At 68.7% G+C, this 1,288-nt stretch carries 1 protein-coding gene; it reads left to right on the forward strand.

Features of this window, described 5'->3' with window-relative positions; genetic code table 11:
* On the forward strand, positions 1-1,288 hold a 1,288-nt coding region (locus tag MQN93_RS43655), incomplete at both ends, for an alpha-amylase family protein (RefSeq protein WP_242713911.1).

A 1,288-nucleotide genomic window follows, 5' to 3' on the forward strand; every position in this document is an offset into this window, starting at 1 on the left:
TGGCGGGTGCGTTGACGCCGGAGGTGGATGCGGTGCTGGCGCGGCATCCGCTGCGGGAGTTCGTGACCGCCTCGGAGTCCCTGCCGCTGCTGGTGGAGCGGGAAAGAGCCCTGTACGGGTCCTGGTACGAGTTCTTCCCCCGCTCCGAGGGCACCGAGGAGGAGCCGCACGGCACGTTCGCCACGGCCGCGCGCAGGCTTCCGGCGATCGCCGCGATGGGCTTCGACGTCGTCTACCTGCCGCCCATCCACCCGATCGGCACCACCTACCGCAAGGGCCGCAACAACAGCCTGTCCGCCGGCCCCGACGACGTCGGCGTGCCCTGGGCGATCGGCTCCCCCGAGGGCGGCCACGACACGGTCCACCCGCGGCTGGGCAGCATGGAGGACTTCACCCGCTTCATCGCCCGCGCCCGCGCGCTGGGCCTGGAGATCGCCCTGGACTTCGCCCTGCAGTGCTCCCCGGACCACCCCTGGGTGCACAAACACCCCGAATGGTTCCATCACCGCCCGGACGGCACCATCGCCTACGCCGAGAACCCGCCCAAGAAGTACCAGGACATCTACCCCATCGCCTTCGACGCCGACCTCGACGGCCTGATCGCCGAGACCCTGCGGGTGCTGCGGGTCTGGATGACCGCCGGCGTGCGGATCTTCCGCGTGGACAACCCGCACACCAAGCCGGTCGCCTTCTGGCAGAAGGTGATCGCCGAGATCAACGCCACCGACCCGGACGTGATCTTCCTGGCGGAGGCGTTCACCCGGCCGGCCATGATGCACACCCTGGCCCAGATCGGCTTCCAGCAGTCCTACACCTACTTCACCTGGCGCACCTCCAAGCAGGAGCTGACCGACTACTGCACCGAGCTGTCCGGTGAGGCGGCCGCCTACATGCGGCCCAACTTCTTCGTCAACACCCCCGACATCCTGCACGCCTACCTGCAGCGCGGCGGCCGGCCCGCGTTCGAGGTCCGCGCGGTGCTGGCCGCCACCCTCTCGCCCACCTGGGGCGTCTACTCCGGCTACGAACTGTGCGAGAACACCCCGCTCAAGGACGGCAGCGAGGAATACCTCAACTCGGAGAAGTACCAGCTCAAACCCCGCGACTGGGACACCGCCGAACGCCAGGGCCACACCATCACCCCCCTGATCACCCGCCTCAACACCATCCGACGGGAGAACCCGGCTCTGCAGCAGCTGCGCGACCTCCACTTCCACCACGCGGACCAGGAAGCGGTGATCGCGTACTCGAAGCGGAGCGGCTCGAACACGGTTCTGGTGGTCGCCAA

The organism is Streptomyces spinosisporus, assembly GCF_022698145.1.
Lineage (GTDB): Bacteria > Actinomycetota > Actinomycetes > Streptomycetales > Streptomycetaceae > Streptomyces > Streptomyces spinosisporus.